Source organism: Streptomyces sp. MK37H, from assembly GCF_018035285.1.
Lineage (GTDB): Bacteria > Actinomycetota > Actinomycetes > Streptomycetales > Streptomycetaceae > Streptomyces > Streptomyces endocoffeicus.
The window spans coordinates 1-24,827 of record NZ_JAAAYH010000090.1; the positions used below are offsets into that span (position 1 = coordinate 1).

The window sequence follows — 24,827 nt, forward strand, 5'->3', positions numbered from 1 at the left end:
CAACGAGTGGGCCGCCTCGGTGACATGGGCGGCGATCTCGCTCAGCCGGGCGTCGTCCATCCGGCTGCGCGGCGCCGAGCAGCTGATCGCGTCGCCGCCGCCGTGCCCGGTGCCGAGCGGGACCGCCACACAGCGGATGTCCACCGAACTTTCGCCCTCGTCCACCGCCCAGCCGCGCTTGCGGGCGTCGGCGAGCTGGGCGAGCAGTTCGTCCGGGTCGGTGACGGTGCTCGGAGTGAGCGCCGGGAGCGGCCAGTTGAGGCGGCGCTGAACCTCCGCCGCGTCGTACTGGGACAGGATCGCCTTGCCGAGCGCGGTGGCGTGCGCGGGCAGCCGGCGGCCGACCGCCGAATACATCCGCAGGGCGTGCCGCGATTCGCGCTTGGCCAGGTAGACGACGTCCGTATGGTCCAGCCGCCCGAGGTGGACGGCCTCGCCCGTCTCCTCGGCCAGCAGGTCGAGCACGGGCCCCGCGATCCCGGCCAGGTCGTCACTCTCCAGATAGGCGGTGCCGGTCAGCAGCGCCTTGAGGCCGAGGCTGTACAGCGTTCCGGACGGGTCGGTCTCCACCCAGCGGCGGGACTCCATGGTCCGCAGCACCGCGTGCAGGCTGCTCTTGGGCACGGACAGGGTGCTCGCCATGTCGGCGAGCGAGAGCCGGGCGCCCTCGGCGCCCAGGAGTTCGAGCACTTCCAGGACGCGCGCCGCGGACTTGACGTCCTCGTGACGCCGGACCCGCGCTGCTCCCGACACCGATTCCACGCCAGCCTCCGCTCCCCGGCCCGGCGCCCCGCCGGCCCCGGCCCGACAACTTCCGTAGCTCGTCTTGACGCTATATCACGGCAAGCCTATGTTCCGTTACTCCAACGCTATTCGGTCTTCTGAACGCTTCGCATCAGGCGGGGGCTCGTATGCAGACCAGTTGTCCTCTTTCTCCTCCCTCGGGGCGTTCCTCCCCGCCGCCACGGCGCGCCCGTCTCGCGGCGCTCGGCCTCGCCGCCGCGCTGTCGGCCTCGGCGCTGAGTGGCTGCGGCGGCGCATCGGGGGCGAGCTCGGCGGCCATGACGATGTGGACGTTCAAGCAGTCGCATGTCGCGGGATTGCGGGCCGCCGCCGCGGAGTTCGAGCGGAAGACCGGCATCGAGGTCAGGATCCAGGCGTACACCCCCGACGACGCCTACAGCATCAAGGTCCAGAGCTCGGCGATGACCGGCGATCTGCCGGACGTCTTCGAAGTCCACTCCGACGGCGAGGATTTCGTCTACGGAGCCGCGGGCATCGCGGAGGACCTGCGGGGACGGGTCCCGGCGAGCTGGAACAACCGCTTCAACCCGGCCGTGCGCCAGTCCGGCACGGTCACCCAGGACAAGTACGAGCAGTCGCTTCCGGCGACCTCCACCAGCCACGGAGTGATGAAGGGCGCGCGCTACAGCCTGCCGTTCACCATCGGGACGTTCGGGATCATCTACGCCAACAAGGCCAAGCTCGCCGCCGCCGGGATCACCCGGCCCCCCGCCACCTGGGAGGAGTTCATCGCCGACCTGAAGAAGACCAAGGCAAGGGAGCCGCGGACCGGCGGGCTGAGCCTCGGCCTGAAAGTCCCCTCGACCGGCCTGAACTGGATCGGCCAGCCGCTGGCCTTCGCCCGGCTCGGCAAGGACGGCTACGAGGCGCTGTACGGGCGGGAGAAGTCCGCCGACTGGGGCTCGCCGAAGGGCGCCGAGGTCCTCGAGCAGTACGACAAGCTGACGCCGTACTGGATGCCGGGCACCCAGACCCTCACCATCGACGACGCCGACCAGGCGTTCGCCCAGGGCAAGTCGGCCTTCGACGTCGGTGGCACCTTCACCCTGGCCTTCCTCCAGGAGGCGGGGATGAAGGCCGATGACATCCTCGCCTTCGGCCTGCCCGCGCCCGAGAAGGGCGCCGTCAAGGACCTCGCCCTCGGCCCGATCGCGCTGACCTGCCTCGCCCTGAACGACGCGAGCCCCCACAAGGACGAGGCCAGGAGGTGGATGCGGTACCTCTCCGAGCCGGATGTGGCCGCGCGATTCTCCAAAGCCGCCTCGGATCTGTCCGCGACCGAACTGGGCGCCGAGTCCGCAGATGTCCTCGGCCCGAACCTCGCCAGGCTGATGGAGACGTTCAAGGGCACCCCGGAGAACACGTACAACCCGTACGACACCAGCTTCCGGCCGCCGACCCTCGACATGGACGAGGCGGGCGCCCCTCTTATCGACATGTCGCCACTGCGCCAGACCAGTCCCGCCCAGACCGGGCTCCGGCTGCGCAAACTCATCGACTCCTACTGGAAGGAGGCGCGGTGACGGCCCTCGGCACACCTTCCGCCTCCGCGACCCGGACGGCTGCCGCGGCGGCCATGCGACGCTCCCGCCGTAAGGCGACACCCAGCGGCCGGGGGCGCGAAGCCCTCACCGGCTACCTCTTCGTCGCCCCCGCGGTGCTCCTCTTCGCCGTGATGGGCCTGTACACCGTGGGCTACGGCTTCCTGCTCGGCTTCGCCCGCTGGAACGGCTTCGCCCCGCACTGGGACTGGGTGGGCCTGGACAACTACGCCGATCTGCTGTGGCGCGATCCGGTCTACGCGCCACGGGTGCACGAGGCCGCCGTCAACACCCTGTACGTGATGGTCGCCGTGCCCGCGCTCACGGTCGCCGTGTCCTTCCCGCTGGCCGTCGCCCTGAGCAGGGTCAACCGGGCGCGGGCGGTACTGCGTTCGGTTTACTTCCTGCCGTACGTCACCTCCGGCATCGCCGTGTTCTACGCCTGGCAGTACATCCTCCAGCCGGACGGCGCCGTCAACTACCTGCTGCGCGTCCTCGGACTCGGCTCGCTCCAGGAGCCGCAGGGCTTCCTCGGCAACCCCGCCACCGCGCTGCCCACCATGGTCGTGGTGACCGTGTGGACCGAGGTCCCGGTGGCGATGCTGCTGTATCTGACCGGGCTGCAGACCATCGACCGCGGTCTGACGGAGGCGGCCGCGCTGGACGGCGCGGGCTGGTGGCGCACCCAGGTCTCGGTGGTCTGGCCGCTGCTGCGGCCCATCACTGCGATCGTCGTGCTGCTCACCCTCAGATCGGCGCTGCACGGCTTCCAGACCTTCCTGATCATGACGAACGGCGGGCCCGGCACCCACACCAATGTGCTGGGCCTGGAGGCGTATCGGCTGGCCTTCCTCTCCAAGTTCGCCCCCACCCTCGGCCTCGCCAGCGCCCTGGGCTGGATGCTGTTCGCCGTCGCCATCGTGCTGGCCCTGATCAATCTGCGAGCACTGCGGAGCCGCGTATGACGACACGTCCCGCCCCTTCGGCCGCGCCGAACACACCGAAGACACCGAACACACCGAACACACCGACCGCCAGGACCACCGCCACGCACCGGATCGGCGCACGCGTGCTGATCGGTGCGCTGCTGGCCGGGTACGCGCTGGTGAGTCTGTATCCGTTCCTGTGGATGGTGTCGGGCGCCTTCAAGCACCAGTTCGAGGTGGTGCGCGGTGGCCATCTCATCCCCGAACACCCCACGCTGCACACCCTCACCGACACCTGGAACCGGCTCCACTTCCTCGACTACTTCCTCAACAGCCTCAAGGTCACCGCCCTGACCGTGGTGCTCACGCTGCTGATCTACGCCGCCGCCGGATACGCCTTCGCGGTGCTGCGCTTCCCGGGCCGCGCCTGGCTGTACCGGCTGTTCGTGGCGCTGCTGTTCGTCCCCGGTGTGACGGTGCTCTTGCCGATCATCCTGCTGGAGCACAACCTCGGCATCCTCGGCACGCACTTCGGGCTCGTCCTGCCGTTCGTCAACGGCACCGCGCCGCTTTCGGTGATGCTGCTGACCGGCGCGTTCACGGCCGTACCGCATGAGCTGCGCGACTCCGCCCGGGTCGACGGGGCCGGGGAAACGCACATCTTCACCCGCGTCTATCTGCCGCTCGCCCGGCCCGCGCTGATCACCGTGGCGCTGCTGACGGCGATCCCGACCTGGAACGAGTATCTGCTCACCAAGGTCTCGCTCAACGACGAGTCCGCGTACACGCTCTCCCTCGGCCTGCAACAGCTCTCCGCGCAGAACGTGCCGCACTACAACAACCTGATGGCCGGCGCGCTGATCGTGGTGATCCCCGTGATCCTGCTCTTCCTCGCACTCCAGCGTTACTTCGTCAACGGACTCGTCGGGGCGGTGAAGGGATGACACACGTCCTGGTGACCGGCGCCGCGGGCCATATCGGCCGCCATGTGGTGGACGACCTGCTGCGGCACGGGTACCGCGTGACCGCGACCGACCGGAAACCCCTCGACGACCCGCGCCTGGAGCGCGGCCTGACCGGGGACCTGCGCGACCGCGAGCTGGTGCGGGAGGCGCTGCGCGGGGTGGAGGCGCTCGTCCATCTCGCGGCGATCCCGCACCCCGGCTCCGAGGACCCGGCGGGACAGTTCACCGCCAACTGCCACACCGCGTATCTGGCGCTGGACGAGGCCGGACGCGCCGGGGTGCGCCGCGCGGTGGCCGCCTCCAGCATCGGGGCGCTGGGGCTGGCGTGGTCGACCCACCCGCGCTCACCTGGCTATCTACCGGTCGACGAATCACATGCCACGCTCGCCGAGGACCCATACGGGCTCTCCAAGCTGGTCCTGGAGCAGGTGGCCGAGGGCGCCCACCGGCGCTGGGGCACCGACACCGTCTGTCTGCGCTTCCCCTTCACCGGCACCGGCCCACGGCTGACCCGCCAACTGGCCGCCGTGCACGCCGATCCCGGCCACCACGCGAGCGATCTGTGGGGGTGGCTGGACACCCGCGACGCCGCCGCGGCGGTGCGGGCCGCGCTCGCCGCCGAGACGCACGGCAGCCATGTGCTGTACGTGGCGGCGCCGGACACCTCCTCGGAAATCCCCACGGCCGAACTGCTCGCCCGCTACCACCCCACCGCCGAGATCACGGCGCCGCTGTCCCGCTTCGCGGGGCTGTACGACACCTCGCGCTGCGCCCGGCTGCTGGGCTTCTCCCCCGCCCACGGCTGGCGCACCGCGGACGCCGGCACCGGGGACCCCCACTGACGAGGGTTCCGAGGTGCTCCTCCCCCACGGAAGGAACGTGAGATGGCACAGAGCCCCGGCACCACGCGCCGGACCTTTCTGACCCGCACGGCCGCGGGCGCCCTGGGCGCCGGGGCCCTCGCCGCGGTGGGAGGCCGGGCGGCCGCCGTGCCCGCCGCCTCCAACTCACCGGCGGTCCGGCCCGCCCCTTCGCCGGACGTGCACATCTTCTACTACCCCTGGTACGGCAGCCCCGCGGTCAGCGGCTCCTGGCGTCACTGGCCGCAGGGCGGCCTCACCCCGCCCGACCGGATCGGCTCCGACTTCTACCCGGTGGCCGGTGCGTACGACTCCGGCGACCGCGCCGTGGCCGACCGCCACATGGGGTGGCTGGCCCAGGCCCGCACCGGTGTGCTCGTCACCAGCTGGTGGGGGCGGGGCGGTTACGAGGACCAGCGGGTGCCGCTGCTCCTGGACGCGGCGGCCGCGCACGGGCTCAAGGTGGCCTGGCACATCGAGCCGTACGCCGGACGCACCGCGCAGTCCGTGGTGGACGACATCGGCTATCTCATCCAGCGGTACGGCGGCCATCCGGCCTTCTACCGGGACGCGGCACACGGCAACCGCGGCGCGTACTACATCTTCGAGTCCCTGCGGATCGTCGACTGGACCCCGCTTGATCAGGTGGCCGACCGCGCCATCGTGCTGGCCCAGACCACGGACGTGTCGAAGGTGGCGCACTTCGGCGGCATGTACACCTACGACGCCATCGCCGCGGGCAACAATCCGCAGTGGGGCGGCCCGGCCGCGTACTGCCGTGACCACGGCATGGTCTGGGCGCCGTCCATCGGCCCCGGCTACATCGACGACCGTGCCGTGCCCGGCAACACCACGCCCACCCTGGAGCGCGCGGACGGCGCCACCTACGACCTGGAGTGGAACAACGCCCTCTCCCCGGCCAACGGGGGCCCGCCCACCTGGGTCTCGATCACCTCGTTCAACGAGTGGCACGAGGGCAGCCAGATCGAGCCCGCCACCACCACCCCGCCCACGGCGCTGAGCTACCGGACCTACAGCGGAGCGTACGGGCGGACGGGCCGCGCGGCCGAGACGGCCTATCTCGACCGCACCGCGTACTGGGTGGGCCGGTTCGAGGCCGCCGCCCGCCGCCGCTGAGGCCGCCGGGCGGACGCGCCGGGCGGACGCGCCGGGCGGACCGACCCGGCGGGGTCCGCCCGGCACCCCGCGCTAGGCGACCGGTTTCGTGGGCCGGTTGGGGGTCAGCGCGATCTGCTTCTTGAGCATCCGGCCGCCGTCTCCGGTGAGCCTGAGGTAGTAGTCCGAGGAGCAGACGGTGCCGTCCTCGTCGAGCGCCCAGATCCCCGAACCGGACGGCACCATCGACGCGTTCTCCGCCGTCTTGGCGATCTGATTGCCCTCGTTGTACTCGTCGAACATGGAGATGTAGATGCCCTGTGCGCCCACCCGCACCATGTTGTAGAACTGCCGCCACATGAAGTCGCCGTGGGCGCGCTGCCGCGACTGGGTGTCGCCGGGGAGCACACACGGCTGGTAGTCGATGCCGTTGGCGTTGCAGTCGGCCTGGTCCGGGGTGTTGACGCCGGTGAAGAAGCGGTCGGTGTCGGCGATGTTGCCGATGCGGCCCACCATCCACGGCGAGAGCATGTGGAAGGCGTGGTAGACGCCGATGTAGCCGGGACGTGAGTCCTCGTTGCCGGACCGCCAGTGGGTCGGGACCCCGCCCATCACATAACAGCCCTGGGACTTGAACCAGTTGACGACGTCCAGGCAGTCCGCCGCCGACCAGGGCTTGTTGGCCTCGTTGAAGCCGAAGCCCCAGATGCCCACCACCGGCTTGCCGTTCTGCCGGGCGTAGGCCGACGACGCGGTGTGGGCCTTCATCTTGTCGGTCCAGTCCTGCTTCATCTGGCCCTTCATGTCGAGCCAGCCGGTGGCGTCGTACATGATGTAGAACTTCCGGCCGTACCTCTCCGCCGCCGAGCGAACCTTGGTGGCCATGGCGTCGCGCGTCGGCCCCTCGGGGCTGAACGGGTTGAAGCGCTGGAGGGCGGCGGTGTCGATGTTGTACTGCTGCATCCAGCGGAAGTGGGTGTCCACGGTCTGCTGGTCATAGGACGAGAACAAGGTGGCCGGCTGGCCGTTGTTGAGGTTGTTGTAGTCGGTCTTGTAGCCCTTGGCGTAGTCGCGCATATCCGGCCAGCTGTGAATGCCCGTATTGCCGGGCGACGGCGGCCGGGACATATCGGCGGCCCAATGCCACCAGCCGTTGATCGGGGCACCGTCACCCGCACAGGCGAACCAGCCCTGATAGCCGACGGTGATCTTGCCGACGACGTCACCGGGCGGACTGGCCGCGGTGGCGGTGCCCGTCGTCAGCTTGGCGGTGCCCAACGCGCCGAGTGCCGTGGCACCGAGCGCGGAACCGAGGAGATGGCGGCGTGAAATACCCATGGGGCCTGCCTTTCCGGCAGTGAGCGGCTTGTGTGGGGTGCTCGCTGCGGCGGAGCGTAATAACGCATTAACGGTTCCGCAATTTAATTGACGATAAGCCGAATTCAGGCGGCCACCGCCACCCTGGCCGCTCGTGTTATTCCAAGGAACGAACCCGCCTGCCGACCGAGGCAGGGGGTGGGTGTCCGGCACCCCCGGGTCCTCTGCATAGGCTGGGGTCCTGTCAGGACAACGGCGGTAACGGGGGACACGATGCGGAAAGAGGCGGTTCGGTACCTTCACTGTCCGTACTGTTCCGGCGCCATGACGATGACCGACGGCACGCTGCGGTGCTCGCAGGGGCACAGCTTCGACGTGGCGAAGCAGGGGTATGTCAATCTGCTCCGTGGCGCCGCCAAGTTCAGCGCGGACACCGCCGCCATGGTGGCGGCCCGCGCGGACTTCCTGGCCGCCGGTCACTACGCACCGATCGCCGGGGCACTGGCCACGCTGGCGCGCGAGACGGCACCGGAGGCGACGGACGGGGACCTCGGCTGCGTCGTGGACATCGGCGGCGGCACGGGCTATCACCTTGGCCGGGTGATGTCGGAGTTCCCGGACTCCGAGGGGATCCTGCTCGACATCTCCAAGTTCGCCGCCCGCCGGGCCGCGCGGGCACATCCCCGGATCAGCGCGGTGGTGGCCGACGCCTGGGACGGGCTGCCGCTCGCCGACGGGGCCGCGTCGGTGGTCCTCAATGTCTTCGCACCGCGCAATCCGGCCGAGTTGCGGCGGATTCTGCGTCCTGAGGGTGTGCTGCTGGTGGTGACGCCCCGGCCCGATCATCTACGGGAACTGGTGGAGGCGCTGGGGCTGCTGCGGGTGGGCGAGCAGAAGGACGAGCGGCTGGCGGACCGGCTCTCGGCGCATTTCACCGAGGTGGCCCGCGAGCGATCGCGGAGCACCATGACACTGGACCACAAGGCCCTGCCGCAGCTGGTGGGGATGGGCCCCAACGCCTGGCATCAGGAGGGCGGGCGGCTCGAGGAGCGCATCGCGCAGCTGCCCCAGCCCTGCGATGTGACGCTGTCCGTCACGCTCACGGCGTACCGTCCGCTGGTCTGACGCCGGGCCCCATCGGGCTCCGCTCCGCGCCCTCAGGTCCAGACGGTGTATCCGCCGTCCACGCGGATCGCCTCGATGCCGCTGATGTACCGGGCGCCGCAGCGGTCCTGGGGCAGGACGAGCTGAGGGCCCGCGCGGTCGAGCGGAGTGTCGTCGATGGTGACCGCGAGCAGGACCGGGGCACGGCCGAAGTCCGGGTCGATCTCGGCCCAGGACAGCAGCGCGCGATGGCCGTCCGCGCCACGTACGGCGATCAGGAAGCGCAGCCGGTCCTTGCGCCGGGCGGGGTCGAAGCCGGGGCCGGCGGCGACCAGGACGTCGTGCAGGAACGGCCCGGTGAAGCGGTGGCGCTGGATGCCGCTGGTGGCGCAGTCGAAGCTCACCCGTGCCCGATGCTGGGGCCAGGTGAGCAGCTCGGACACCGTCAACCGGGCGGGGCGGGTCAGATCGCCGGTGAGAACGACTTCCGCCATCGGACCGGCGGCCGTACTGGCGGCTGCGAGGGAGTCACTCACGGGCTACCACCTCCTGGAGGAGCGTTACCCGAACACCCATCCCAGGCAAACGCACATGCCATGCCGATAGACCAAGGATCGCGCTTATGCGAGGAAGAAACCTGCATTTCCCTTGCATCTGCGGCTAAGGCGAACCACTCACCGATGATTCGGGTGACCACCGGACCGCAGGCGCCAGAGCCGACCGCCGTGGACGAGCGTCGCGGCGCCCAGGAGGAGGAACGCTCCGCTCGCCACGGCCAGCAGCGCCCAGACGACGACCTCCCGGTCCGGCACGTCCGCCGCGTACGACCAGCGCACCAGGAAGTTCGTGGTGGCGGCCACCGGAAAGATGTAGACCCACAGCCCCGTGTGGAAGGACCGCTCACGGAGGGTCGGAAGCAGAAACACGACCAGGGCGAGGGTGAAGAAGAGGATGCCGGAGAACCCGTAGCCGACCCCGTCCAGGCGGCCTCCATGGACGGCGAGCCAGGCGCTGCCGCCGACGGCGGGCGGGATGATCAGGACGGTGAGGGTGGGCCGGGCCGGTGGCGGAAGCGGACTGCTGGTGACCAGGCTGCCGAGGATGACCGTGCCGAAGGCCAGCCAGTACAGAACCCCCACGGCGAAGGCCGCCGCCGCCACCTCGGGGAGGCGCAGCGTCGACGCGGTGATGCTCGCGATGAACGGCCCGGAGGAGACCGGCAGCAGATAGCCGGGGTGCAGGGCGGTCTCACTGAGGGTGCCGGTGAGCCAGTGGGCGAGCAGACGGGCGGCGACCAGCGCGGCCGCCACGAGGAAGACCGCGTAGGCCCAGCGGGCCCCCTCCTGGCCGAAGCGCGAGAAGTGGCCGGTGATCAGCATGCCGATGATGGGGACGTACGCGAGGGCGAACCCCTGGCCCGGGTGGCGCAGATCCTCGCGCAGATTGCGCCACCGGGCTCCGCCGTGGCGTACGTACGCGGCCAGCAGCACGACCCAGATCAGCCCGCTGGCCGCGTACAGCGCATCGCTGATCTGGATCCACGCCGACACGGCGGAGGCCGCCGCCTGCCAGGCCCCACCGAGGCCCGCCGAGCCCAGCGAGATCGCCAGCAGACTGATGCTCGCGCTCCGCGAGCCACGGGAGGCGGGGGCTGCGTGCGGCGGGGATTCGACCGAAGTGGCGAAGACCATGAGCTGAGTCCTAGGAGTTGGTGGAGCCACGGAGTTGATGAGGCCGCGTAATGGGCTAATTTTTTAGACGCTTACGTTATAGCATGCACAGCCACCGGGGTGTAAGCCTCATTCACCAATAGACCATGTGCTAGCATGGCTGGGTGGCCAGAGAAGAATCGGATTCCGGGCGGCGGATCCCCGCGACCGCCGAGGCGATCGTGGACCTGCTCAACTCCCGGCCGCACGGCCCCGCGTTCCCGGAGACGCTCCAGGACCCCGAGACGGCGAGCGCCGTCCTGCGCCCGTTCGGCCAGCCCGCCGCGGAGAGACCATCACCGCAGCGCATGGCCAAGATCCGCGGCCTGCGCACGACCCTCATGGACATCATCACCGCACCGGACAGCGCGGAGGCGGCACCCGGCTGGGCACAGCTGGCCGAGCGCGCGTCCTCCGTCACGCTGCGGCAGGACTTCTCCGAGCCCGGGAAGGTGCGGCTGCGGCAGGTGGGCGGCGACCCCGTGCTCGGTGGCATCACCCTCGCGGTGGCGGAGCTCATCTCCGATGGCACCTGGCCGCGTATCCGTATCTGCGCCAATGAGCGCTGCGACCACGCGTTCTACGACACCACGCGCAGCCGCACCCAGCGCTGGCACGCGTACGACACCTGTGGCAACAAGAGCAACGTGGCCGCGTACCGGGCCCGGAAGAAGGCCCGGCCCGGCGGCTGACCTCGAAACCGCCCGGCGGCTGACCCGAGAGCCGCCGGGCGGAACGGACAGTGGAGAAAGGTCAGTTCGCCCGCCACCAGCCGGTGACGGCCTTGGCATAGTCGTCCGCGCCTTCCTCCCAGACGAAGTGGCCCACGTCGATGATGTCGAGCTTGCTGAGCGCTCGCCGACCAGGCGGCGCCTCGGCGCTCACCGCACCCCGGCCGTCACAGTGCGGCGTGGGCGGGGATCTCCCCGGACTCCGGAGCGGGCAGCGCCGCCCAGTCCCGGGGTCCGGCCGTACGGCGGACCTCCGCGCCGTGTCCCTGGCGGACCTCCGTGCCGTGTCCCTGCCTGCGGACCCGGACGGCTTCCCAGCCATCGGGGGGCTCCGGGCCGACGCGGTACGCGATGACCGGCTCGCTGGCGCGGCGAGTGACCTCGCACACCCGCACCTGGCCCTGCGGGGCGAGCGCCAGCAACCGGAAACATCGGTCGGCCGCCTCCCCCATCACCCTCGGGGCGGTGTCCGCCTCCCCCGGCCGGAACAGCAGATAGGCGTCGCCCGTGACCACGGCGACATGGAGACATGCGGGGCCGGGGGCCCTGAGCGCGGGACCAACGGAACCGGTGAGACCGGTGGGACCGGTGGGACCGGTGGGACCGGTGGGACCGGTGGGACCGGTGGGACCGGTGGGACCGGTGGGACCGGCGGGGCTCATGCCACGACCGGAGAAGCGGTCGCGCATCGCGAACGCCGCCCGTACCGCCCGGGCCGCGTCGTCCTCACTCGTCTCGGGGTGACCGAACAGCGCCGAGAAGACCGGCCCGGCCGCATGGGCCATGGTCCCGCCGAACCGTGCGACCTCCTCGCGGACCACCCGCTCGGCCTCCCGCAGCGCGTCCTGGACGCACGAGGGATCGTGGCCGTGGCCCTCCAGCGCGTGCCGCACCCATACGAGGCTGATCCGCTTGTGCTCCACGGTGAACTCGCTCAGCCGCCGTGGCCGGGTGGCACGTCCGCCCACCGCGGCGAGACCCGCCCTGCCCTGGGCCGGGGTGGCCGGGGGCTCGCGCGCCACATCGGGCCTGGGAAGGGGCGTCACATCACCCAGCCCGGGGCCGTCGGCCAGCGGATGCCCCTCGACCGGTCCGGGACCCTCGCCCGGCGGGAGGCCATCGACCAGCACGGAGCCATCGACCAGCACAGAACCCTCGACCAGCGCGGGACGGGACGGAGGGTCGAGCTCCGGGTCGTGGGCGAGGATCGCCCGCTCCAGCTTCTGCATCTCGCGGGTGGGCTCGAGGCCGTACCGCTCGACCAGTTCCACGCGGCGGTGGCGGTAGGCGGCGAGCGCCTCGGTCTGCCGTCCGCAGCGGTACAGCGCCAGCATGAGCTGACAGCTCAGGCGCTCCCTCGTCGGCTCGGCGGCGGCCACTGCCTGGAGCTCTCCGAGGACCGCGTGGTGACGGCCGCACGCCAGCTCGGCCTCGAAGAGGTCCTCCTGGGCGTTGAGCCGGCTGTTCTCCCACGCGGTCAACTCCGGCCAGACGAGGCCGTCCTCGACGAGGTCCGCGAGCGCGGGCCCCCGCCACAGCCCCAGGGCCTCCCGCAGCACCCGCGCGGCCGACTCGTAGGAGCCGGCGGCCACCTCGGCCCGGCCGCGCTCCACCGCCCGCCGGAAGCGGAGCAGATCGACGGCGTCGGGGTCCACCCGCAGCCGGTACCCCGGGGCGTCGGTCACCAGCGTGGCCCGCCCCTCGGAGCCGGGTTCGCAGGACAGGGTCCGGCGCAGGTCCCGGACCGCGTTCTGGAGCATCTTCCGGGCGGTGAGCGGGGTGTCGCCGGGCCACAGGGCGGCCAGCAGTCTGCTCGTGGCCACCACACTGTTGGCGTGGATGAGCAGATGGGCGAGCGCCCCACGCTTGATCACTCCGCCCAGCGGCACCGGCACTCCGTCATCGAGCACCTCGAGGGGCCCGAGCAAGTGGAAGTCCACGGAACCTCACCTTCTGTCTGGATGCGCGTGTCCCCGTGTGTCCCCCGTGTCCCCCGTGTTCTTTGCGTCCCCCGTGTTTCTTGCGGCCCCCGTATTTCTTGCGTCCCCCGTGTTCCTTGCGGCCCCCGTGTTCCTTGCGGCCCCCGAGCCCGTCTCCAGGGCGTCGGCCATCGCGAGCCGCAGCAGTTGCAGGCGATGGGTGGCCCCCGTCTTGGCACGGATGCGTCGCATATACGTGTCGACGGTGTGCGGGCTGAGGCCCAGAGCGCGCGCCACGGAGGGGTAGGTGTGCCCCTCCAGGACGCGGTCCAGCACCTCGCGTTCGCGGTCGCTGAGAAAATCCAGCGGTTGACGGCCGGGCCGTCCGGCATTCATCGGCCCGACGGCAGAGCCTTGCCGTGCAGGCCCCAGCCGGTGTCGTCCTCGCCCGGCGACTTGGCGCCGTCCGCCGCCAGGGGCATGGCGTCCATGGCGACGGCGAGCGGGTGAAGGCCGCGGGTGCCGGTGCCGGCTCGGTCGTGTGCGGCCGTGCTCAGGAAGAGCGAGAGGGCCGGTGCGGCGATCGCGGTCATGACGGCGGTGAGGAGCAACGTACGCATTCTGGCCTCCGGTGGAAGAGATCCGGTGTAGGAATCGGCCCTGGGCTCGGATGGATCGATCATGGCTCGGCCCCGGCCCGCGCACCACGCGTTCCGCCGCTCACCAAGGTGCCCGGCAACAAAACGAGGGGGGAACATAAGGAGCAGAACCGGATTCTTCGGTCGCCCGGCGTCGCCGCGACGAGGCGTCCGCGGCTCATGACCGCCCCCGCATGGGCGCGGTCATGGTGTGGCGTGGAGCACCAACAGCAGCAGCCGGCACGGCGCCCAGGCTTCGGAGAGCGTGCAGGAATGGCGTGCGGGCACGAAGACCATCTCCCCGGCGCGCAGCCGCAGTTCGACTCCCCCGCCCTGAGTATCCGCGGGGCCCGGGTCCTCGACGCGGCAGCGCGCTCCGCCGCTCAGCGGGAAGAGCAGGACATCGGCGCCGACGCGTCCGAGGGGGAGCGCCGTCCCGGCCGGCAGCAGCCGTTCGTACGCCTCGACGGGGTAGCCCATGACATGGCCCAGATCGGCGGCCAGTTGGCGGGCGCGCGCGCCGAGGGGCGCGGGCCACCACTCCGTGTCCGCCACTTCCCCGCCGTACGTCGCGTCAAGACTCGGGAGGACGCTGTGGGCGCGCTCGGGCCATACCACCGCGGGGCCCCTGTCCTGGTACGTCGACAGGCACAGCGCCAGGTCACGGAGGAAGAGTTCCCAGTCGGTATCGGACACCCTTGCCCTTCGCTCTCGAAAGGTCGCTTCTCGTGACCGCCACCGGCAACGGACGACGCGAGCGCTCACCGAGGCGATCGAGCACCGATCACACGGCAGGCATGGGCAGCTGACGACAGGGGGCGGCCCAATGGGCCGCCGGAAGTCTCGTCCACGGAACCCCCCGCGCAGGCGGCTGCCCATCCTCGCCCGCCGGCGGTCCGGTGTGCCAGTCCCGTACCGGCGGTCCCGCGCCGGCGTGACAGACACATTCGGCCAGGACGCGTGCGGCCGCGGTGACAGCAGCCACTTTCCGCCGGAGCGCGTGAGGCCGCGACGGCATACCACCGTCGCGGCCTCACCTCCCCGCCCACTGCCGGACGGGCACCGATTACCGGGCGGCCTCGCCGGCCCCGGTGTCCGGTTCGCTCTCGTCGTGGTCCAGCAGACCGGCGCGGGCGGCGAGGACTCCGGCCTGGAACCGGCTCACCGCGCCGAGGGTGTCCATGATGTCGGCGACGTGCTTGCGTGTGGTGCGCAGCGACATCCCCAGTCTGCGGCCGATCGCCTCGTCCTTGTAGCCCGCCGCCAGCAGGCGAAGGATCGTTCCGTCCAGCTCTTTCGCCACGGATTCCAGACCGTCGACGGCGGCGTCGGAGAAGGGCCGGGCATGCGCCCAGGCGTTCTCGAAGACCGAGCAGAGATAGCCGACGACGGACGGCTCGCGCACGATCACCGCCCCCAGGCTTCCGTCCCGGTCGGGGATGAACGCGAGGTCCCGGTCGAAGACGATCAGGCGGCCGAAGGGATCGTGGACGGTGCGGTATTCGGCGCCCAGGCCGGACATGACGGCCACGTACGCCTGACTCGGCGCGTTGAACCGGGCCGTGTGGTTGTAGAGGGTGCGCATCCGCACCCCCCGGGCGAGTAACGCCGTGTCCCGGCTGATGGCCTCCTCCAGCACCTCCGGTGCCCGTCCGCCGCCCGGCTGGCTGCTCAGCACCTCCTCCTGGCACTCGTTGGAGGCGCGGTTCAAGGCGGCGCGGACCTCGTCCAGATGGCCGACCACCTCGATGCTCCCGGCGGCGTGTCGCCGCCTGCCTTCCAGGAAGTGGGCCCGCAGTCGGCCGAACTCGACGCTGATCTGGTCGAGTTGGCGACGCCGCTGCTGGAGGGACTCCTGGATCGGGGCGGTGAGCGCGGCGGCGGCCAGGTCGGGGTCGACGGGCACCAGGAGCGCCGGGTCCTTCGAGTGGGAGCGCAGCAGGCCCAGTTCCTTCAGCCGGTCGACCGCCGCGTCGAGCTCTTCCTGGGAGATTTCCAGCTCGGATAAGGTGCACAGGGATTTCCTGGTCACCTGCTGGAATCGCAGTATGCAGGAATACACTGCGACTTCGGTGTCACTCACATAGGAGGAGCCGCAAGCGGCCCGCTGGAGGGGCGGCTTCACAAGCTCTCCCCTCGTCCGTCGAGGAGTCTTGTCGACGAGCCATCGGACGGGAATCCGACATCGGACAGCCGGTGTCTCTGCAGCATTTCGCTTTCTTTTCTCTTCTCCCACTGGTCCTGTCAGAAGCGCTCTGGTGTGACAGACGTCCATCGCCGCGGGCAGGTTCACTCGGGCCCGGCCCCGGCGTGCGAGGCCGTCCCCAGGAGTGCGGCCACGGCCGTCGTATGTCCGTCGAAGGCCAGCGTGACCGGTGCGTCGAGGACCTGCCATCCGGCCGTCTCGGGCATCGGCGCGGCCTCGGGCAGGGTTGCGGCGTCGCGCACCGGCAGCAGGGCGAAGACCTCGAGGGTGTCACGGGTGGAGTGCACGTCGAAGAGGCGGACCCGCCCCGGATCGGCCGCCAGACCGGTCTCCTCCCGCAGTTCCCGCACGGCGCCCTCCTGCCAGGTCTCGCCGACCTCCACATAGCCTCCGGGCAGCGCCAGCCGCCCCAGGGCGGGCTCGATGGCCCGGCGCACCACGACCACCCCGAGCCCGCCTGACAACGTTGCCACGGGCTGTAGGACCACCGCCGCGGGCAGTGGGTTGCGCCATTGGGTCTCACCGCAGCCGGAGCAGTCCCGCGGCCAGCCGGCTCCCTCGGCGAAGGCGGTACCGCAGTAGGAACAGTGTGTGACGCGGCGTCCGCGCGTGTACCCCATGAGCCTCCCACTCCGCTTCCTCGGCATGCGGCAGCAGGCAACATACAACAACCGGGCCGCCGTACCAGTGGGAAAGCCCACCACCGGCCCGGCTCCGCCCGGGCCCCGGCGGGCCCGGGGGACCGGCCACCCGAGGAAAGCTCCGGTCATTGCGCGGTCATTTTCCCAACCGCCGCCGCCGTTTTCGCAGTTCCCGGGGAATTCCGCCGGATCCCTACAGTTGTCTGCGTGCTGAATCGACTTCTCCCCGCTTCGGGGCCCGGACGCGTTCTGGCCCTGGCGACCCTCTTCCTCACCATGGGGCAGGGCGCCTTCATGACGTGTTCAGCGCTTTATTTCACCACGGTGGTCGGAATTTCCGTGCCCCAATTGGGACTCGGGCTGACCATCGCCGGAGCGGTGGGGCTGTTCGCCGGAGTTCCCCTGGGGCATATGGCCGACCGCCGCGGCGGGCGCGAAACGGCGGCGCTGCTGATCGCCCTCAACGGACTGGCGGCCGCCGGCTATCTCGTCGTCGGTTCCTTCGCCCAATTCACCGTATCGGCGTGTCTGTTCGTGGTGCTGGAGCGCGGCGGCCGGGCGGCCCTCCAGACGGCCGTGGCGGGCACACTGCGCGGTGAGGACCTGGTGGAGACCCGGGCCTATCTGCGCGCGATCACCAATGTGGGCGTGGCGGTGGGGGCCGGATTCGCGGGCATCGCGCTGCAGTTGGACTCCCCCGCCGCATTCCGTACCGTCCTGGTGCTGGACGCCCTGTCCTTCCTGGTGGCCGCGGCCGTGCTGACCGCCCTGCCGAAGGTGGCGCCGGTGGCCGCGGCACAGGGCGGCCCCGGGCAGCCCCGGCTCGCCGTCCTGCGCGACCGGCCCTTCGCCCTGGTCACCGCCTTGAGCGCGGTGCTGTCCCTGCACGCGGTGCTGCTGGAGATCGTGGTGCCGCTGTGGATCGCCGGTCATACGGACGCCCCTCGCTGGATGGTGACGGCCCTGTTCCTGCTCAACACGGGATGCGTGGTCGCGTTCCAGGTGCGGATCGCCAAGCGGGTGTCCGAGCTTCCGCTCGCCGTACGGGCCGTCCGGCAGGCCGGTTTCATCCTGTGCGCCGCGTGTGTACTGTTCGCGGCGTCGTCGGCGGACGGCATGGCCATGGCCGTGGCCTTCCTGCTGCTGGCCGGCGCGGTGCATGTGTACGGGGAGATGGTGCTGTCGGCCGGTGCCTGGGTCATCGGGTTCGACCTCGCGCCATCGGACAAGCAGGGGCAGTACCAGGGGTTCTTCTTCTCCGGCTACGCGGCCTCCGCCATGATCGCGCCCACCTTCCTCACCGCCACCGTCCTCCAGGGCGGTGCCCTCGGCTGGCTGCTGCTCGGCGGCCTGTTCATCCTCGCCGGCCTGGCCATGAAGCCGGTCGTCGGCTGGGCCGAGCGCACCCGCGCCCCGCGGCTCGCCCACAGCGGCTGACCCCCAAGGAGCACTGCGATGGAACATCGATCCACCCTCTCCCCCGTCCGGCCCCCGGTGCGGAGCGCCGGGGACGGGCCCGCCCACGGCACCTTCCTGGCCGGCGCGGCCGATCCGCACCTCACACCGCGCGAGCGGCTGCTGGGGAACGGCGTCCCGCTGGCCGATGTCACCGGCCGTCCCCGGCCGGATCTGACGGCCGGGCCGCGTGACGCCCTCCACGAGGAGGTGTCCGAGCAGCTGTGGAGCCGTGGCCTGGCCGCGATCCAGCTCGACGAGCCCCTGACCGACGACCGGTTCACCGCGCTCGGCGCGTTCCTGGGCACGGCCATGCCCGAACGGGACCCGGCCGTCGCGCCGTATGTGGAGCGGGAGGTGATCCTCAACCTGCGCAGCGAGCACGCCCGCACCGATGATGTGTCCCTGCAGCCCTTCGCCGTCAACCACCTCTCGCTGCACACCGAGAGCAGTGGCGCCCCCGTCGACACACAGCCGCGCTACATCGTGCTGATGTGCCTCGCCCCCGGGGACGCGGCGCAGGGTGCCAGGACGGTGCTCGTGCCGATGCGGGAGGTGGCGCGCCGGCTGTCCCCGGAGACGCTGGCCGTGCTCTCCCGCACCCGATACCGCGACCGCCCCGGCGTTCCCACGATCGCCCGGCAGGTCGGGGACCGCTGGGTGTTCTCCTTCCGCGACTTCCTCGCCGATGAGCTCCGGTGGTCGTACGAGGGGCCGGAGGAGGACGCCACGGCCGTGGGCGACGCGCTCCGCGAGCTGCTGGCGGCCATGTACGCGCCCGAGCACGCGCAGGGGCTCCAGTGGCGGCGCGGGCTGCTCGTCGTCATCGACAACACCTACTTCTTCCACGGGAGAACCAGCGGTTCGGCCACGCCCGAGGCGCGGCTCCGGCACCTCAAGCGCCTGCGCGTCGTGTAGCCCGCCCATGCCATCCGTTCACGTTCGCCCACAGGGGCGGCCCACTCGGGGAAACGCATGAAACTCTTCGAATCCGTACCGTCTCCGCGTCCGTGTCACGCCCCGCCGGACGCGCGCGAGACCGCGGCGCGCCCACCGCATCCCGGTGGCATCCGCGATGTCTTCACACCCGGTGTCGACCACCGTGTCCTGGAGGTCTACGCCCGGGCCCGCGACCCCCACGACCCGCTGGAGCTGCGGGACCTGTGGCTGGGACGGATCGAGCACGAGCTCGGTGGCAACGCCCTGCGCCCGGCGCTCGCCGAGACCTGGCGTGCCAGCAGGCCGCGCCGGTCCGTCGAGGCCGAGGAGGTGCTCTCCTCCCGCGCCACCGTCCGCTTCGTCAAGGAGCTCTTCAACTGGTTCTTCCGTGATGACCTCTACGGCGAACTGCGGGACAGCGCCCGCTACATCCTCTCCAGCGGGTCGATCGACGAGGAGCGGTGGGGGCTGCCACAGAGCCTGAAGGAGTGCATCCGCTACGCCCTCGACCGGGATTGGTACGGCTACTCCGACTCGCGCGGCCGGGTCCCGGCGCGCGAGGCGATCGCCGCGTACGAGAACGCCCGCATCGAGGGGGCGCGCTACGGCACCGAGAACGTGGCCATCACCATGGGCGGCACCTTCGCCATCAGCACGCTCGCCGACTTCGTGCTGCACGGCGGCGCGCGGCCCGCCGCACCGGCGCTGTGCGCGATCCCCAACTACCCGCCGCTGGTGGAGACGATAGCCCGCAGGCATGACGTGCGGCTGGTGCCCCTGGCCTCCGAGGGCGGCCAGACCTCCCTCGAGCCGCTCATCGCGGCGCTCACCCCGGACACCCCGCTGGTGATGCTGCAGACGGTGGGCAATCCGACCGGCGCCGCCGTGGCCGAGGCCGATCTCGTCCGGCTGATCCGCGCCGCCTCGCCCTCCACGGTCATCGTGCTGGACGAGTGCCACGAGTGGCTCGGGGACTACGGGAAACGGTCGGCGGACCGCGCGGCGCCCCAGGTGGTGCGGGTGTCCAGCCTCTCCAAGACCTGGTCGGCGCCGGGGCTGAAGGCCGGGTGGTTCCTGGCCGATCCGACGTTCATCGACGAGTACTACGAGTACGCGTCGTCCTCCTTCGGCGGCCCGCCCTCGTTCTTCTACACGGTCATCGAGGTGCTCGCCCGTCTGGAGCGGTGGCTCATCACGGGCGTCGAAACACCGGGTCCGGCCGAGGCCAAGGAGTTCGAGTCCTCGTACGACATCGACCTGGAACGGCTGCGGAACGCCTACCGCGGCTACCGCGCCGAGCGGCTGCGCCGGGCCGAGGATCTGACCGTCCTGCGGGACGCGGCCACCGTACGGCTGGCGGAGATCCCGGGCCGGGTGCTTCCGCCGCGCTTCTCCATCAACACCGCCGTGGAGCTGCCCGGTTGGGACGACTCCTACCGGTGTTTCCGCGACGTCCTGCGGGAGACCGGCGTCTCGGTGTTCCCCGGAATCCTCACCTTCTGCCTCTCCGGCGGCGTCGTCCGCATCACCACGTCCCGGCCGTGGGACGAGCTCGCCCCCGCCCTCGACCGGCTGCGTATCCACGCCGCCCCCGGACACGGAGGCTGATCCATGAACGGATGGCTGACCGCGGGCGGCCGCAAGCTGGTCCTCGGCATGGTGCACCTGTCACCGCTGCCCGGCACCCCCTTCCACGAGGAGGGTTCCTTCGCCCGGATTCTCGACACCGCGGTGCGGTCCGCGCGGGCGCTGTACGAGGGCGGGGCGGACGGCTGCCTGATCCAGACCGTGGACCGGGTGTACACCGTCGACGAGGAGTCCGACCCGGCGCGCACGGTGGCGATGGGCCTGATCACACGTGCGGTGGCCGACGCGACCGACGAACGGTTCCACATCGGTGTGCAACTGATGCGCAACGCCCTCAAGGCGTCCCTGGCGGTGGCGAAGGTGGCGGGCGGTGGCTACATCCGCGCGGGCGCCCTGGTGGGGCAGACCCTCACCGCGCACGGCATGGTGCGGGCGGACCCGCTGGCGGTGATGGACTACCGCCGCCGGATCGGCGCCGAAGACGTCAGAATCATCGCCGAGATCGACTCGATGCACTTCCGGTGGTTCGACGGGCAGAAGACCACGGCGGAGGTGGCGCGCGCGGCGAAGGCCGTCGGTGCCGACGCGGTGTCGCTGTGCCACCCGGACGAGGACACCGCGCTGGGGATGATCGCCTCGGTCCGCGAGGCAGCCCCCGGCCTGCCCGTGATCCTGGCCGGACACACCCGCCACGAGAACGCCGCACGGCTGATGGCCGCGGCGGACGGGGCGTTCGTGGGCACCTGCCTGGAGCGCGACGGCTGGGGCGGCGAGATCGACCGCGCCCGGGTGGCGGAGTACGTGGACATCGTACGGAGGCTGGAGCGGTGACCGGCCGGAACGATCCGAACCCGCGGGCCGGAGCCGGAATCCAGGCGCCACCGCCGCCCTTGGACCCGTCGGTGATGCTGCGTCAGGCCGATGCCCTCGCCGGGGACCTCCGCGAGCGCACCGGGCCCTTCGACGAGCGGGTGCGTGCCCTGCTGCCCGCGCGGTGGGCGGCGGTGGACACCGTCAGCATCGTGGGCGACGGCGACTCCTACCACGCCGCCTGCGCCGTGCGGATGGCCTTCGCCTCGCTGGCCGGGGTGGACTGCCGCCCGGTGAACGCGCTGCGGTTCGTGGAGTACGACCACCCCGGCGACCACCCCGTCGACCGCCCCGTCGGCCGCCCCGGCGCCGAGGGCCGCCCGCCGCGTCACGAACTCACGCTCGCGGTCTCCGCATCGGGCCGCACCCCGCTCGTCGTGCGGTCGGCCGAACGGGCCCGGGAGGGCGGGGCGCATGCCATCGCGGTCACCGGAACGCCCGACAGCCCGCTGGCGCGGGCGGCCGATGACACCCTCCTGGTCACCCTGCCGGACACCGAGCGGTCGCCGGGTGTGCGCACCTACCAGGCCAGTGTGCTGGGCCTGCTGCTGATCGCCATCCGTCTTGGCACGTTGCGCGGCCGCCTCACCGGGCAGGAGGCGGACGCCCTGCGCGGCGAACTGAGCGCACTGGCCGGACCGGTCGAGGCGACCGTAGCGGCGGCCCGGTCCCGGTGCCCCGAGATCGCCGAGCGCATCGCCGACGCGGCCGTGCTGAGCGTGCTCGGCAGCGGCCCCTCCCATGGCACCGCGCTCTTCGCGGCCGCCAAGGTGATCGAGACCTCCGGCGTCTTCGCCACCGGGCAGGACCTGGAGGAGTGGTGCCATGTCGAGCGGTTCGCCCGCCCGCCCGGGACGCCCGTGATCGTGGTGGCCGCGCCGGGCCGCACGTACGGGCACGCCGCGGAAGTGGCCGCGAGAGCTGCGGCGCTCGGTCGGCGCGTCATCACCGTGGCGCCCGAGGACGACTCCGCGATCACCCGGCAGGGCTGGGCCGCGCTGCCGGTGACCGGGCGCGTACGCGAGGAGTTCTCGCCCCTCCTCTACCACGTGTTCGCCGCCCCTCTTTCCTGCCATCTGGCCCAACTCCTGGGACGGGCGCCGTTCCTGGCCGACCTGCCCCGTCCGACCCCGACCACCACCCCCCGACACCGTGGAGAGACACCGTGACCCGGACCACGACGGAAGACCTGTCCACCGACCTGTCCACCCAGCAGATCATCTCCCTGCTGACGGAGGAGTTGCACGACCTCGACCCCGCCGAGCGCAAGGCGAAATCGCTCGAACTGCTCTCGGTCTTCGGCCGCGCCAAGGCGGACGCGCTGCCCGCCGAGGGGCGCCCCGAGGCGCCCGAGACCCCGCCCGGCCCGCTGCTGATCTGCGACTGGGCCGAAGACCTGGGCCTGGACGGCTCGACACAGCAGCTCGGCATCACGGTCGAGCCCGGCCCGACGAAGGTGATGAAGACGGCCGCCGCCACCGGACACTCCCTGGTGTCCAGCGGACATGTGGGAGCCGACATCCTCCATGTCCCGGCGGGCAGCGGTTTCGCACCCCACACCCATCCCGGGGACCATCTGCTGTTCGTGCTCGCGGGCACCGGGACGATCGCGGTGGCCGGTGAGATCGTGCGGACCCGGCCCGGTCAGGTGTACATGGTCCAGGGCGCCGTCACCCACGCGGTGGGCGCGGTCACCGACCACATGATCCTGTCCGTGGGCGCGCCGCACCGCCGCCTCGACAGCCCGGACCGGCAGGAGCTGACGGCGTACGCGGCGCTGCTGGGCGAGCTGGGGGAGATCACCTGCCGGCTGTGCGACATCCGGGCCACCAGCGGCGAGGAGCTCGCGGCGAAGGGCTGCACCCACTCCCCCCACCGGTTCGGGTGAGCGATGGGCTCGCCATCCCCCTCGCCATTTCCCACCAGCGCGGTGTCCTCGCCACGCACCGACGCCGAACTGGCCCACACCTACCGTGGCATCCCCTTCGAGGACCGGCTGACCCCGCATCCCACCCTGGTGTCCTGGCTCGCGCACCACGCCAGGGCCCGGGGCGGGGCCCCCTTCCTGACCACCGTGGCGGACGACGGTGAGCTCAGCACGCTCAGCTACGGCGAGGCCGACCGGCTGAGCCGGCGGCTGGCCCGATGGCTGCGCGCCGAGCTCCAGGTGGCGCCCGGCCGGACCGTGGCCCTCGCCCCGGTCAACGACCCGGCCTCGATCGTGGCCGTCCTCGGGGTGCTGCGGGCGGGCTGCCCCCTGTTGCTGCTCGGCCCGCAGGACCCCGCCGATCGCCGACGGCAGCAGACCGGGGCCGTACGGGCGCAGCTGGTGCTCCGGCCGCCGTCGGTGTCCGCCGAGGCGCTGCCGGAGGCGGTCGCCCTCCCCGATCCGCGGACCCTGGAGGAGCCGGAGGGCGACACCGCCGATCCGGAGATCCACCCGGATCAGGACGCCCTGTTCTTCGCCACCTCGGGATCCACCGCGGCGTCCAAACTGGTGGCCCAGTCCCACTACAACGCCGCCGTGAACGCGGAGGCCCTCGGCCGCCACCACGGGCTGCGCCCCGGTGACCGGCTGCTGGGCTGCCTGCCCGTCCACCATGTCAACGGTCTGCACTTCACCGTCCTCGGCGTCCTGGCGGCCGGTGCCCATGTGCTGCTCGCGGACGGCTTCGACCCGCTGCGCTACCCCCGGCTGCTCCAGCGGTTCCGGCCGCGGATCGCCAGCGTGGTGCCCAGTGTGCTGGAGGCGCTGCTGGAGACGTGGCGGACGCCCGGACTCCCTTCTGGCTTCGGGTACTTCGTCTCCGCCGCCGCACCGCTGACCACCCGCACCGCACGGGCCGTACGGGACCGCTTCGGTGCCCGGGTGCTCCAGGGCTACGGGCTGACCGAGACGGTGAACTTCTCCACCACGCTCCCCGCCGATCTGTCCGAGGACACCTACCGGCGGCTGATGCTCGACACCGACATCCCCACAATCGGCACGGCCGTGTTCGGCAACGAGGTGGCGGTGCTGACCCCGGAGGGCGAGCGGGCGGCCCCCGGGCAGGTGGGAGAGATCTGTGTGCGCGGCCACAATGTGATGTCCCGCTACGAGGCGAACTCGGCCGCGACCGACGAGGCGTTCGCGGGCGGCTGGTTCCACACCCAGGACCTGGGGATGGAGGTGGCCGACCCGGATCACCCCGAGCCCTTCGTCGTGGTCACCGGGCGTCGTAAGAACATCGCCAAGGTCGGGGGCGAGACCGTCTCCCTGGACGAGATGGACCGGGTGCTGCGCGCCGTGCCCCGGGTCCGGGACGCCGCGTGTGCCGCGCTTCCGCACCGCTTCCTGGGCGAGGAGATCGTGGCGGCGGTCGTACCGATGCCCGGCGCCGACGGCCCGCCCGATGTGCTGCCCGCGCTGGCCGCGGCGTTCCGGCCCGCTGTACTGCCGCGCCGGGTGGAGCTGTTCGACGCCATCCCGAGGACCCGCACCGGCAAGGTCCTCCGCCGG

General features: G+C 71.5%; 25 protein-coding genes. 14 read left to right on the plus strand and 11 right to left on the minus strand.

Annotated features, from left to right (window positions below; translation table 11 throughout):
- The coding region (locus tag GWI24_RS46535) for an IclR family transcriptional regulator (RefSeq protein WP_210946533.1) at positions 1-762 on the minus strand (762 nt) is incomplete at its 3' end.
- A gap of 299 nt (positions 763-1,061) precedes the next feature.
- On the opposite strand from GWI24_RS46535, the gene GWI24_RS15495 reads away from it, so the two are divergent.
- Genes GWI24_RS15495 through GWI24_RS15515 form a run of 5 tightly spaced genes read left to right on the plus strand, consistent with a single transcriptional unit; the run spans position 1,062 to position 6,233 of the window.
- Positions 1,062-2,327, plus strand: coding sequence for an ABC transporter substrate-binding protein (locus tag GWI24_RS15495; RefSeq protein WP_210946534.1), 1,266 nt, complete (start codon positions 1,062-1,064; stop codon positions 2,325-2,327).
- The gene (locus GWI24_RS15500; RefSeq protein ID WP_308343648.1) at positions 2,324-3,310 is read left to right on the plus strand and encodes a sugar ABC transporter permease; all 987 of its coding nucleotides are present in this window, start codon (positions 2,324-2,326) and stop codon (positions 3,308-3,310) included. Before GWI24_RS15495 ends, GWI24_RS15500 begins: the two co-directional genes overlap by 4 nt.
- A complete protein-coding gene (locus tag GWI24_RS15505; protein WP_210946535.1) occupies positions 3,307-4,215 on the plus strand; it encodes a carbohydrate ABC transporter permease in 909 nt (302 codons plus the stop codon). The genes GWI24_RS15500 and GWI24_RS15505 overlap by 4 nt, the downstream gene beginning before the upstream one ends.
- Positions 4,212-5,078 carry an NAD(P)-dependent oxidoreductase gene (locus GWI24_RS15510; RefSeq protein ID WP_210946536.1) on the plus strand — a complete coding sequence of 289 codons (867 nt, stop codon included), beginning with the start codon at positions 4,212-4,214 and terminating at the stop codon, positions 5,076-5,078. Before GWI24_RS15505 ends, GWI24_RS15510 begins: the two co-directional genes overlap by 4 nt.
- 42 nt (positions 5,079-5,120) lie before the next feature.
- Complete coding sequence (locus tag GWI24_RS15515; RefSeq protein WP_210946537.1) at positions 5,121-6,233, plus strand: glycoside hydrolase family 99 protein; 1,113 nt, start codon at positions 5,121-5,123, stop codon at positions 6,231-6,233.
- 72 nt (positions 6,234-6,305) lie between these two features.
- Here the strand turns inward: GWI24_RS15515 and GWI24_RS15520 are convergent, their stop codons facing one another.
- The gene (locus tag GWI24_RS15520) at positions 6,306-7,550 is read right to left on the minus strand and encodes a glycoside hydrolase family 71/99-like protein (RefSeq protein WP_210946538.1); all 1,245 of its coding nucleotides are present in this window, start codon (positions 7,548-7,550) and stop codon (positions 6,306-6,308) included.
- Between the two features lie 252 nt (positions 7,551-7,802).
- Between GWI24_RS15520 and GWI24_RS15525 the strand changes: the two genes are divergently transcribed.
- Positions 7,803-8,654: a putative RNA methyltransferase gene (locus tag GWI24_RS15525; protein ID WP_210946539.1), complete on the plus strand. Its 852-nt coding sequence runs from the start codon at positions 7,803-7,805 to the stop codon at positions 8,652-8,654.
- A 32-nt stretch (positions 8,655-8,686) separates the two neighbouring features.
- Here GWI24_RS15525 and GWI24_RS15530 read toward each other — a convergent pair whose 3' ends face one another.
- Positions 8,687-9,169, minus strand: coding sequence for a molybdopterin-dependent oxidoreductase (locus tag GWI24_RS15530; protein WP_210946540.1), 483 nt, complete (start codon positions 9,167-9,169; stop codon positions 8,687-8,689).
- 138 nt (positions 9,170-9,307) lie between these two features.
- Positions 9,308-10,324, minus strand: coding sequence for a hypothetical protein (locus tag GWI24_RS15535; protein WP_210946541.1), 1,017 nt, complete (start codon positions 10,322-10,324; stop codon positions 9,308-9,310).
- 143 nt (positions 10,325-10,467) lie between these two features.
- Here GWI24_RS15535 and GWI24_RS46540 point away from each other — a divergent pair, with 143 nt between their 5' ends.
- Entirely contained in the window at positions 10,468-11,034 is a 567-nt protein-coding gene (locus tag GWI24_RS46540) for a CGNR zinc finger domain-containing protein (RefSeq protein ID WP_210946542.1), read from the plus strand.
- Positions 11,035-11,095: 61 nt separating this feature from the next.
- Here GWI24_RS46540 and GWI24_RS46205 read toward each other — a convergent pair whose 3' ends face one another.
- From GWI24_RS46205 to GWI24_RS15570, 7 genes are all read right to left on the minus strand, one after another.
- Positions 11,096-11,227, minus strand: a complete 132-nt coding sequence (locus GWI24_RS46205; RefSeq protein ID WP_281790075.1) for a hypothetical protein — start codon at positions 11,225-11,227, stop codon at positions 11,096-11,098.
- 13 nt (positions 11,228-11,240) lie between these two features.
- A complete protein-coding gene (locus GWI24_RS15545; RefSeq protein WP_210946543.1) occupies positions 11,241-13,013 on the minus strand; it encodes an AfsR/SARP family transcriptional regulator in 1,773 nt (590 codons plus the stop codon).
- A 6-nt stretch (positions 13,014-13,019) separates the two neighbouring features.
- Entirely contained in the window at positions 13,020-13,388 is a 369-nt protein-coding gene (locus GWI24_RS45220) for a response regulator transcription factor (protein WP_247616390.1), read from the minus strand.
- On the minus strand, positions 13,385-13,612 hold the full coding sequence (locus GWI24_RS15555) for a hypothetical protein (protein WP_210946544.1): 228 nt from the start codon (positions 13,610-13,612) through the stop codon (positions 13,385-13,387). Before GWI24_RS15555 ends, GWI24_RS45220 begins: the two co-directional genes overlap by 4 nt.
- 222 nt (positions 13,613-13,834) lie before the next feature.
- Entirely contained in the window at positions 13,835-14,326 is a 492-nt protein-coding gene (locus GWI24_RS15560) for a hypothetical protein (RefSeq protein WP_210946545.1), read from the minus strand.
- 370 nt (positions 14,327-14,696) lie between these two features.
- A complete protein-coding gene (locus GWI24_RS15565; protein WP_308343649.1) occupies positions 14,697-15,662 on the minus strand; it encodes a helix-turn-helix transcriptional regulator in 966 nt (321 codons plus the stop codon).
- 257 nt (positions 15,663-15,919) lie between these two features.
- Entirely contained in the window at positions 15,920-16,309 is a 390-nt protein-coding gene (locus GWI24_RS15570; RefSeq protein ID WP_308343650.1) for an NUDIX domain-containing protein, read from the minus strand.
- Positions 16,310-16,684: 375 nt separating this feature from the next.
- On the opposite strand from GWI24_RS15570, the gene GWI24_RS15575 reads away from it, so the two are divergent.
- The 7 genes from GWI24_RS15575 to GWI24_RS15605 form a co-directional block, all read left to right on the plus strand.
- Positions 16,685-17,914, plus strand: coding sequence for an MFS transporter (locus GWI24_RS15575; protein WP_308343651.1), 1,230 nt, complete (start codon positions 16,685-16,687; stop codon positions 17,912-17,914).
- A gap of 18 nt (positions 17,915-17,932) precedes the next feature.
- Positions 17,933-18,850: a TauD/TfdA family dioxygenase gene (locus GWI24_RS15580; protein ID WP_210946547.1), complete on the plus strand. Its 918-nt coding sequence runs from the start codon at positions 17,933-17,935 to the stop codon at positions 18,848-18,850.
- A gap of 57 nt (positions 18,851-18,907) precedes the next feature.
- Positions 18,908-20,479 carry a pyridoxal phosphate-dependent aminotransferase gene (locus GWI24_RS15585; protein WP_210946548.1) on the plus strand — a complete coding sequence of 524 codons (1,572 nt, stop codon included), beginning with the start codon at positions 18,908-18,910 and terminating at the stop codon, positions 20,477-20,479.
- Positions 20,480-20,482: 3 nt separating this feature from the next.
- Positions 20,483-21,289, plus strand: a complete 807-nt coding sequence (locus GWI24_RS15590) for a BtpA/SgcQ family protein (RefSeq protein WP_247616391.1) — start codon at positions 20,483-20,485, stop codon at positions 21,287-21,289.
- Positions 21,286-22,497: an SIS domain-containing protein gene (locus GWI24_RS15595; RefSeq protein WP_210946549.1), complete on the plus strand. Its 1,212-nt coding sequence runs from the start codon at positions 21,286-21,288 to the stop codon at positions 22,495-22,497. Before GWI24_RS15590 ends, GWI24_RS15595 begins: the two co-directional genes overlap by 4 nt.
- Positions 22,494-23,216, plus strand: a complete 723-nt coding sequence (locus GWI24_RS46545; protein WP_210946550.1) for a cupin domain-containing protein — start codon at positions 22,494-22,496, stop codon at positions 23,214-23,216. Before GWI24_RS15595 ends, GWI24_RS46545 begins: the two co-directional genes overlap by 4 nt.
- 42 nt (positions 23,217-23,258) lie before the next feature.
- Positions 23,259-24,827: class I adenylate-forming enzyme family protein (locus tag GWI24_RS15605; RefSeq protein WP_308343652.1), on the plus strand; the 1,569-nt coding region annotated here is incomplete at its 3' end.

Bases quoted from the DNA above. Each gene is read 5' to 3' on its own strand.
- GWI24_RS15495 (WP_210946534.1), top strand. From the start codon at position 1,062: ATGACGATGTGGACGTTCAAGCAGTCGCATGTCGCGGGATTGCGGGCC.
- GWI24_RS15505 (WP_210946535.1), top strand. From the start codon at position 3,307: ATGACGACACGTCCCGCCCCTTCGGCCGCGCCGAACACACCGAAGACA.
- GWI24_RS15510 (WP_210946536.1), top strand. From the start codon at position 4,212: ATGACACACGTCCTGGTGACCGGCGCCGCGGGCCATATCGGCCGCCAT.
- GWI24_RS15515 (WP_210946537.1), top strand. From the start codon at position 5,121: ATGGCACAGAGCCCCGGCACCACGCGCCGGACCTTTCTGACCCGCACG.
- GWI24_RS15520 (WP_210946538.1), bottom strand. From the start codon at position 7,550: ATGGGTATTTCACGCCGCCATCTCCTCGGTTCCGCGCTCGGTGCCACG.
- GWI24_RS15525 (WP_210946539.1), top strand. From the start codon at position 7,803: ATGCGGAAAGAGGCGGTTCGGTACCTTCACTGTCCGTACTGTTCCGGC.
- GWI24_RS15535 (WP_210946541.1), bottom strand. From the start codon at position 10,324: ATGGTCTTCGCCACTTCGGTCGAATCCCCGCCGCACGCAGCCCCCGCC.
- GWI24_RS45220 (WP_247616390.1), bottom strand. From the start codon at position 13,388: ATGAATGCCGGACGGCCCGGCCGTCAACCGCTGGATTTTCTCAGCGAC.
- GWI24_RS15555 (WP_210946544.1), bottom strand. From the start codon at position 13,612: ATGCGTACGTTGCTCCTCACCGCCGTCATGACCGCGATCGCCGCACCG.
- GWI24_RS15580 (WP_210946547.1), top strand. From the start codon at position 17,933: ATGGAACATCGATCCACCCTCTCCCCCGTCCGGCCCCCGGTGCGGAGC.
- GWI24_RS15585 (WP_210946548.1), top strand. From the start codon at position 18,908: ATGAAACTCTTCGAATCCGTACCGTCTCCGCGTCCGTGTCACGCCCCG.
- GWI24_RS15590 (WP_247616391.1), top strand. From the start codon at position 20,483: ATGAACGGATGGCTGACCGCGGGCGGCCGCAAGCTGGTCCTCGGCATG.